This window comes from Actinosynnema sp. NPDC059797 (assembly GCF_042732085.1).
Lineage (GTDB): Bacteria > Actinomycetota > Actinomycetes > Mycobacteriales > Pseudonocardiaceae > Actinosynnema.
On the sequence record NZ_JBHWIE010000366.1, the window covers coordinates 1 to 5,939 of the forward strand.

Here is a 5,939-nt window from a genome sequence, read left to right on the forward strand (position 1 = left end):
GCAATGAACGCGGTCGACGCCGCCCTGCGCGACGCGGCCGGACCCGCATACTGATGTCTGCCGTGCTGGGCCTCATGACGGCGGCGACGCTCGTCGCCCCGGCCGGGTCGGCGGGTGTCGAACCCGCCGCGGACGCGAGCGGAGGTGGACAGGTCAAGTCCTTCTGGCTGCACATGAACAGCACCCCGATCGACGAGAAGACGCTGGTCACCGAGGCGAAGCGGCGCAGCTACGTCGTGTTGAACGCCTGGGAGGGCGACCTGGCCGCGAGGTTCAAGGCGGCCAACCCGGCGATCGAGTTGTTCGTGTACAAGGATCTTTCCTCGACCCGTTCGTACGCGTGCCGCAACGGGGTGGACGACGAGCACCTGCCCGCCGGGATCGGTTTCTGCGCGGCCGAGCGGGATCACCCCGAGTGGTTCCTGCTGGATTCCGCGGGCAGGCGGTTCGAGTACGGCGGCTATTCCGGTCACTGGCAGATGGACGTGGGAAACCCGGCCTATCAGCAGGCGTGGGCGCGCAACGTGGTGGCCAGTGCGCAGGAGGGCGGCTTCGACGGGGTGTTCATGGACAACGCGTTGTTCCCGTGCGACGCCTACCACGAGGGCGTGTGCCCGGCGAAGTACCCGACCGACGCCGCGATCCAGGACGCCTACACCTCGATGCTGGCCAACACCCGCGACCGGTTCGTCGCCGCCGGGCTGAAGACCGTGGCGAACCTGTCCAACGCCCGCCTGCACGCCGGCGCGTGGGACACCTACACCGAACACCTCGACGGCGGCTTCGACGAGTGGTGGCTGACCTTCGACGACACCAACCTGCTGCCCGAGTACGCCGAGGGCTGGAGCAGGCAGGTCGCCCAGATCACCGCCAACGAGGCCCGCGGCAAGATCACCTGGGTCCAGCCGCACTTCAGCCCCGACGCCGAACGCCCCTACCGCTACGCACTGGCCAGCTACCTCATCGCCGCCGGCGAGCGCGCCGCGTTCGCCGACGTGCACCGCACCGACGGCTACGGCGACGCCTCACCCTGGCGCGCCGAGTACGACTGGGACCTCGGCACCCCCACCGGCCCCCACCGCGCGGTCGCCCGCAACATCTACCAACGCGACTTCGCCTGCGGCACCGTCCTGGTCAACGCCAACCCCACCGACACCGCCGCGGTCACCGTCAAGGTCAACGGCAACCACACCGACGAACGCGGCACCACCGTCACCTCCGTCGCACTGCCCGGCACCACCGGCACCATCCTCCGCCGACCCTGCTGACCAACCGGTCACGGCGACGCGGTGGTCCTCGCGTCGCCGTGATCGGTCAGGGCTTCGAGGGCGGCCAGCCCGACGTGCTTCTTGGCGGTCCGCACGGCGTTGTGGAGGACGGTCACCGCTTCGGTGGTGGGCCGGTCCTGCGACAGGACGACCGCGAGGGCGCGGCGCACGGTGAGGTCGTTGGCGACGGCCTGTTGGCGCGCGACGTGGTCGCGCACGTGAGGGCTGCTGGGGTGGGGGTGCGGGTCGTCGGCGGACGGCGGCGCCAGGTCCGGCACGAGCAGGCTGTCCAGCGCCTCCTGGGCGCGCCGCCCCTTCTCGCGCACGGCGGCGATCGGATCGCGCCGGGAGGAGCGTGCCCGCGCGTGGACGTGGTCGCGGGCCTGCCGCCCGGCCTCGCCGAGTCGCGGCTGGTCCTGGCGCGGCTGGTTGACCCGCGCGTTGCGGCGGTTGATGCGCCACCACTGGCCGTAGGACATGCCGTCGACGGGTGGGGCCGCGCGCTCGGTCGCGCTGACGGCGTGGTCGCGTTCGTCGAACCACGCCCTCAGCCGGTTCCGGACGAAGTCGTGCGGGTGCTGGTCCTTCGCCCGGCGACCGAGCTGCAACCGCCCGTCGGGGGTGAGGTCCACGGCCCGCAGCACGGCGTCGACGCACCAGCCCGCGGTGAACCAGGGCTCCAGGGTGCGGCGGAGCCTGCCGTGGTCGGCGTCGGCCCACCCGGCGCGCAGGCAGAGCGACGCCACGGCGGCCTCGACGTCGGCTTCGGACTCGGGCACCACCCGACCGGGCCACTGCGCCGGGTTGATGGACACCTGCCGGCCCGCCCTTCCTCTCGTGCCGCTGCCGCGCCCCGTCTTGATCAACGCGACGACGGCATGATGGACTCGCCGGGCGGCCGCCGTCCGGCGGTCACCTGGTCGTGGGCGTGTCACCGGTGCGCCCCCGCGGCTTGCCGGCCCGGCCGGCCGGACCTGAAGCGGACTTCAGGTGCGCTGCTCCGGGTGCGGCATAGTGCCGCCATGCGGGTACTGGTGGTGGAGGACGATCGCCGGTTGGCCGGGTTGCTCGTCCGCGGGCTCGTGGCGGAGAGCTTCGTCGTCGACGTGGAGCACAACGGGCTCGACGGGCTGTGGCGGGCCACCGAGCGCTCTTACGACGTGATCCTGCTGGACGTGATGCTGCCCGGCCTCGACGGCTACCGCGTGTGCGCGCAGCTGCGGGCCTCGCGGGTGTGGACGCCGATCCTGATGCTGACCGCCAAGGACGGCGAGCTGGACGAGGCCGAAGGGCTGGACACCGGCGCGGACGACTACCTGACCAAACCGTTCTCCTACGTCGTGCTGGTGGCCCGCCTGCGGGCGCTGGTGCGGCGCGGTGCGACGCCCCGGCCGGTCGTGCTGCGCGCCGGGGACCTGGAGCTGGACCCGGTCACGCGGACCTGCCGCCGGGGCAGGGAGCCGATCGCCCTGACCGCCAAGGAGTTCGCCCTGCTGGAGTTCCTGCTGCGCCACCGGGACCGCGTGGTGTCCAAGGCCGAGATCACCGCCGGGGTGTGGGACGAGGACCGGGAGCACGACCCCAACCTCGTCGAGGTCCACGTCAGCGCCCTGCGCCGCAAGGTCGACGCACCGTTCGGCCGGCGCACCATCACCACCGTCCGCGGCATCGGGTACCGCCTGACCGACCGGCGGGGAGGCACCTCGTGATCACGGCCCGGCGCTCGCTGCGCGCGAAGCTCACCGCGATCGCCGTCCTGGTGATGGCGGTGCCGGTCACCACCGCCTCGTTCTTCGTCGTCATCAGCGTGTGGTCGGACCTGAAGGCCCCCGATTTCAACTTCGACCAGACCGTCACCCTGTGCCTGTCCGGGGAAGGCCCGGCGGCGGACCCCGGGACGCGGTGCTCGGACCGGGAGAGGACGGTCTCGCTCGGGCGGGACGCCGAACCGGGCGGGAGCGACGCCGCCCCGGGACCGGCGGTCACGTACACCGCTTCCTACGTGTCGTCCCAGTTCGTCCCGGAACTGTCCCTGTGGCCTTTCTCCGGACCGCCGAGGGAGGGGCACCGGGTCGTCGAGGACATGAACGGCTCCATCCACTGGTTACCGGTGTCGGAGGTGTCCGGGGACGAGGGGCTGGTCTTCACCCAGAAGCAGCAGTACGTGAACAGGCTGGTCCTCGGCGTGGTGTCGTGCGCGGTCGTCCTGCTCCTGTTCTTCGCGCGGGTGGTGTGGTGGGCCGCCGGGCGCGCGGTGCGGCCGGTGGAGGAGATCCGGCGCGAGATGGCCGACATCACCGAGCACGACCTGACCCGGCGGGTGCCCGTCCCGCGCGGCCGCAACGAGATCGCCGAACTCGCCACCGCGGTCAACGCCACCCTGGACAGGTTGGAGACCGCGATGCTGGACAACCGGCGCTTCGTGGCCGACGCCTCGCACGAGCTGCGCGGCCCGATCGCCGCGCTGCGCGCCGAGCTGGAGATCGCCACCACCCACCCCGACCGGGCCGACTGGCCCGCCGTCGCCCACGCCGCCCTGGCCGACACCGAGCGCCTGCAGCACCTCGCCGGCGACCTGCTCCTGCTCGCCCGCCTCGACCACACCCCCGTCGCCGACGGCGACGCCGTGGACCTCACCGCCCTCGTCGGCCAGGAGGTGGGACGCCGCCGCAGCCGCCACGCCCTCACCACCGAGTTGCCCGACCGGCCGGTGCCGGTGCGCGGTGAGCGCGCCCTGCTGGAACGCCTGCTGGTCAACCTGCTCGACAACGCCGAGCGCCACGCCGCCGGCACCGTCACCGTCCGCCTGATCGCCGACGGCCACCGGGCGGTGCTGGAAGTCCTCGACGACGGCCCCGGCATCCCGCCCGAGGACCGCGAACGGGTCTTCGACCGCTTCACCCGGCTCGACCACGCCCGCACCCGCGACACCGGAGGCACCGGGCTCGGACTGGCCATCGCCCGCCGCATCGCCACCACCCACCACGGCGCCCTCTACGCCACCGACCACCCCCGCGGCACCGGCGCGCGGCTCGTCGCCACCCTCCCCCTGGCCCCGTAGGCCCGGTGGTCTCAGCACATGGCCGGGCTGCTGTCGAGGTAGCGCCTGCTCCCCGTCACGGGCTCAGCCATCAGGGTGCGCTTCACAGGGGCTTCTTCCGAGGTGATCGGCGAGGGCTGCGCCGAGCCGCCGAGGGCTGTCCACTGTGGACCACCAGCTCGGCGTGCCCGGTCAGGCGGTCTCGATGGCGATGTCGTCGATGACGAACGACGTGGTGGCGCCGGTGTCCTCGACGGCGGTGAAGCGCAGGGTCACCGTCGTGCCGGCGTAGGCCGAGACGTCGTAGGTCCTGAGCCGGTAGTCGGCAGCGGCGTCGAAGTCGGACAGCAGGTCCAGCGCCACCCACGGCTCCGGGTGGAGCCCGAGCGGCGCCACCTCGACGATCAGCGCGTCCCACGGGTCCGGCTTCGGGCCCGACGAGGGGAACGGGCCCCACGGCCACGGCTTGGGCCGCGGGAACGGTGCGTTCGGGTCCGGCTTGTGGGCCACCTCGTCGGGCGGGCGAGCCGCCGAGCGCCGCCACGACACCTGCGATCACCAGCCGACGAGCGCCCACGGCTCTCCTCCACCGGAGTAAAACGAGTGCTGACCTCGGAGAACACCCGGCGGGTCGCGGACGACACCGATGACCGCGCACGCGGGGTGCTGCCGACAGCAGCCACCCGGCAACCGGACCGACATCCGCCATTGGGCAGCCGTCCCGGGGGCCGGAACGGACGCCGGTCACCGGGGTCTCGGCCGAGTGCCTGCCCGGGCGCACCCGCGAGCACCTGAAGCCGGACCTGCGTGCCGTGGTGCCGCACGACGCGCGGAACGGGGATTCGGCCAGGAGTGACATCACCTGGCCGTGACCGGGCGCCCGACCAGGCGATGTCACCCTGGCCGCCTCAACTCCGGGCGACCCCGGAACCGTCCCGCGCCGGCCCTCCCGACAGCGGCAGGCGGACCAGGAACCGGGTGTCACCCGGTCGGGACTCGACGCGCAGGTCGCCGCCGTGGCGTTCCACGACGATGCGCCACGTGATGTCCAGGCCCAGCCCGGTGCCCTCGCCGACGGCCTTGGTGGTGAAGAACGGCTCGAAGATCCGACCCTGCACCTCGGGCGGGATGCCCGTGCCGGTGTCCCCCACCTCGACCAGCAGGTGGTCGCCGTCGCGGGCGGTGCGCACGGTGAGCGTGCCGCGGCCGCCCATCGCGGCCACCGCGTTGTCCACCAGGTTGGTCCACACCTGGTTCAGCTCGGCGGCGTGGGCGGGCAGCGGCGGCAGCGCCCGGTCGTAGTCCTTGACCACCCGGACGCCGTCGCCGAGCTTGCCGCCGAGCATGACCAGCGTGGAGTCCAGCAGCTCGTGCACGTCGACCACCTGGAACGGCGCGCGGTCCACCTGCGAGTACTGCTTGGCCGCGCCGACCAGCGCGGAGATCCGGTTGGCCGCGTCCTCGACCTCGTTCATGAGGGTCTCGGTCTCCACGGTGTAGGCCAGCCACCGCACGGCCGCCTCGGTGGCCGTGGCGGGGCAGGTGATAAACGCCGGAGCCTGCCTGAGAACTTGGACCCCTACCTCGAGCAGCACGGGGGCGCGGTCACAGCCGGGGGCGGGGCGGGGGGC

6 protein-coding genes are annotated in these 5,939 nt (G+C 72.9%); 3 read left to right on the forward strand and 3 right to left on the reverse strand.

Translation table 11 applies throughout. The features are described 5' to 3' along the window. The first annotated feature begins 53 nt into the window (after positions 1–53). Complete coding sequence (locus tag ACFV4N_RS37185; protein ID WP_499677363.1) at positions 54–1,268, forward strand: putative glycoside hydrolase family 15 protein; 1,215 nt, start codon at positions 54–56, stop codon at positions 1,266–1,268. Positions 1,269–1,276: 8 nt separating this feature from the next. Here ACFV4N_RS37185 and ACFV4N_RS37190 read toward each other — a convergent pair whose 3' ends face one another. Then, entirely contained in the window at positions 1,277–2,134 is an 858-nt protein-coding gene (locus ACFV4N_RS37190) for a hypothetical protein (RefSeq protein WP_499677364.1), read from the reverse strand. 156 nt (positions 2,135–2,290) lie between these two features. On the opposite strand from ACFV4N_RS37190, the gene ACFV4N_RS37195 reads away from it, so the two are divergent. Both ACFV4N_RS37195 and ACFV4N_RS37200 read left to right on the forward strand, forming a co-directional pair. After that, positions 2,291–2,977 (forward strand): response regulator transcription factor, encoded by a 687-nt coding sequence (locus ACFV4N_RS37195; protein WP_499677365.1) that lies wholly within the window; start codon positions 2,291–2,293, stop codon positions 2,975–2,977. After that, positions 2,974–4,329, forward strand: a complete 1,356-nt coding sequence (locus ACFV4N_RS37200; RefSeq protein WP_499677366.1) for a sensor histidine kinase — start codon at positions 2,974–2,976, stop codon at positions 4,327–4,329. The genes ACFV4N_RS37195 and ACFV4N_RS37200 overlap by 4 nt, the downstream gene beginning before the upstream one ends. A gap of 171 nt (positions 4,330–4,500) precedes the next feature. Here the strand turns inward: ACFV4N_RS37200 and ACFV4N_RS37205 are convergent, their stop codons facing one another. Together ACFV4N_RS37205 and ACFV4N_RS37210 are read right to left on the reverse strand one after the other, a co-directional pair. Then, a complete protein-coding gene (locus ACFV4N_RS37205) occupies positions 4,501–4,857 on the reverse strand; it encodes a hypothetical protein (RefSeq protein ID WP_499677367.1) in 357 nt (118 codons plus the stop codon). A gap of 359 nt (positions 4,858–5,216) precedes the next feature. Then, on the reverse strand, positions 5,217–5,939 hold a 723-nt coding region (locus tag ACFV4N_RS37210; RefSeq protein WP_499677368.1), incomplete at its 5' end, for a sensor histidine kinase.

Bases quoted from the DNA above. Each gene is read 5' to 3' on its own strand.
- ACFV4N_RS37185 (WP_499677363.1), top strand. From the start codon at position 54: ATGTCTGCCGTGCTGGGCCTCATGACGGCGGCGACGCTCGTCGCCCCG.
- ACFV4N_RS37195 (WP_499677365.1), top strand. From the start codon at position 2,291: ATGCGGGTACTGGTGGTGGAGGACGATCGCCGGTTGGCCGGGTTGCTC.